The organism is Pseudonocardia nigra, assembly GCF_019396355.1.
Classification (GTDB): domain Bacteria; phylum Actinomycetota; class Actinomycetes; order Mycobacteriales; family Pseudonocardiaceae; genus Pseudonocardia; species Pseudonocardia nigra.
The window spans coordinates 1-2,240 of record NZ_JAHKRK010000413.1; the positions used below are offsets into that span (position 1 = coordinate 1).

Sequence of the window (2,240 nt, forward strand, 5' to 3'; positions counted from 1 at the left end):
TGACAGGACAGCTCGCCGACGCGGAGGACCTCGTCCAGGACACCCTGATTCGCGCCTACCGGGCCGTCCATCGGTTCGACGGGGCCCACCCCCGGGCCTGGTTGATGACCATCCTGCGCAACACCGCAGCCAACAACCACCGACGATGGCAACCCGCCCTGCTCGACGACCCGGAGTCCCCCTCGAGAACACCGCCGGAACAGCCCGGACGAATTCGGCCGAGGCGGTCGTCCTGGACGGCGAGTTCGATGATGCAGTGTCGCGCGCTGCACGACCTCACCGCCCGGCAACGCGCGGTCGTCGCTCTGGTCGACGTCGACGGGCTTTCGTACGCCGAGGCAGCCACCCGACTCGCCATCCCCGAGGGCACCGTGATGAGCCGCCTGCACGCCGCCCGAGCCCGCATGCGGCGCACACTCGGGAGAACGGGCGTGGTCCCGAAACGAGGTGATGTGCGATGAGCCTGTGGTCCCGCATCCGGTACACACTCTGTTGCTCCCCGATCGCCCGCAGCCGGTGCCGGCGAGCGCTCCGGCTTCTGCAGGAGCACCTGGACGGCCGGATCGACGTCGCCTCGGCCGACGAGCTGCGCCAGCACCTCGACCACTGCCGGCAATGCGGCCTCGAAGCGGATCTGCTCACCCGGATCAAGGCATCACTCGCGCGACAGGGGCAGGTGCCCGACGCATCGGTTCGCAGGCTCGAGGAGTTCGCCGCGCGGCTGCCGACCGGAACCGTGCCGCCCGATCCAACCCCACCGCCGGACGTATCAGCGACCTGACACAACGCCGACACCGACCGCCCGTCAGGTACAGGCCAGGGGATTCGTGCTGAGGAAGCGCCCGGCCGGGCGCGGCGGTACTCAGCGGCGGAATCGGACGGGCCGGCTCGCGGGGTCGAGCAATTCAGCGACGACCTGCGCCGGGGAGCGCGGGTTGCTCGAGCAGCGACGACCTATCGCCGGGCTCACGTCGCTGGCAGGGTTCGCACTCGGCGTCGTCCCGCGGCAGCGCGGCCGGGCGTGCCGACCGGGACCTTCCGCGTGCCGCGGTCCTCGCTCCCGAAGGCGTGACGGCGGACCGGAGCAGCGAGTTCGGCCGGTGTCAGGCGCGGCCCGCGGGAATGCCGGTGGGTGCGTAGCTGCGGTAGAGCGGGCCGGCCTGGGCGGCCGGGGTACCGGTCTTGGCGCGCGCGGTGTCGGCGGTCGGTCGCTCACCCCACGGCAGCTTGCCGATGACGAGCTTGGGGACGTTGATGTAGACCCGGTCCTGGGCACGGTGCACCACCGCGTCGAGCGGGATGAAGGTGTCCTTGTCGACGATCACGCCGCGCGGGACGACGAGGTAGCCGGGAACGTCCCCGGCAGCCGGGACGACCTCGGTGACATTGCCGATCTTCCCGCGGTCCGAGCCGTACACGGTGTCGCCCACCTGCACGGCGTCGGCCGGCGCGGCCGACGGCGCGACCGCGGCGAGGAAGTCGTCGACCTCGATCACGGCATTGCCCACGAGCGGGAAGTTGACGTGGATGGAGGCCTCGTAGGCAGGCAGGCTCTCTGCCCCGATCGCGTCGGACAGGAACGTGACGTCGTAGCCGGCCTCGGCCGCGTGCCGGCCGGTGGACTCGACGCACAGGTTCGCGGTCATGCCGGCGAGGACCAGATGGGTGGTGCCCAGCCGGTCGAGGTGCTCGGGCAGGTCGGTCGCCATCACGTCGGTGCCCTTGTGCGGGTTGAGGACAACGTCCCCGGGCTGCGGCTGGATATCGGCGTGGAAGTCCGCGCCGAACGTCCCGGCCTGGAACATCCGGTTCTCGAACATCAACCGGTTGATCCCGGTCCGCCGCTGCAGGCTCCCGTCGGCGTAGTCCTCAGCGGTGTAGGCCATCGGACCGAACAAGACCGGCACCCCGGCCGCCCGCGTACCCGCCGTCAGCCGCTGCAGCTGGGCCACGACGTCGTTCTTGCGCACCGTCGACTTCGTCATCGCCCACGCGGCGCCGTCCTCGTGCAGGAACTCGTTGACGGGATCGATCACCAGCAACGCGGTCCGATCGGGCTCGAAATGGACACTGGGACGTCCAGCGATCACGGCCATGCTCTTCCTTTCACTGCACACGCCGGCCAGGGTGGCCACCGCACTCCGCTGGGTGCCCGCAGCGACGCGAACAACGCGCGATTGTCACCCGCCCGACAGGATCGCCCCGATGCCGGCCGTTCGGACGCGGGCGCAACGGGTAGC

3 protein-coding genes are annotated in these 2,240 nt (G+C 70.7%); 2 read left to right on the top strand and 1 reads right to left on the bottom strand.

The genetic code is table 11. From position 1 onward, the window contains the following. The coding region (locus KME75_RS41085; RefSeq protein ID WP_219420391.1) for an RNA polymerase sigma factor at window positions 1-461 on the top strand (461 nt) is incomplete at its 5' end. Next, the gene (locus KME75_RS41090) at window positions 458-781 is read left to right on the top strand and encodes a zf-HC2 domain-containing protein (protein ID WP_219420392.1); all 324 of its coding nucleotides are present in this window, start codon (window positions 458-460) and stop codon (window positions 779-781) included. The genes KME75_RS41085 and KME75_RS41090, both read left to right, overlap by 4 nt. A gap of 322 nt (window positions 782-1,103) precedes the next feature. Here KME75_RS41090 and KME75_RS41095 read toward each other — a convergent pair whose 3' ends face one another. Further along, on the bottom strand, window positions 1,104-2,036 hold the full coding sequence (locus KME75_RS41095; RefSeq protein ID WP_219420393.1) for an isochorismatase family protein: 933 nt from the start codon (window positions 2,034-2,036) through the stop codon (window positions 1,104-1,106). Between the last annotated feature and the right edge of the window lie 204 nt (window positions 2,037-2,240).

Coding starts and splice junctions, on each gene's coding strand:
- KME75_RS41090 (WP_219420392.1), top strand. CDS start 458: ATGAGCCTGTGGTCCCGCATCCGGTACACACTCTGTTGCTCCCCGATC.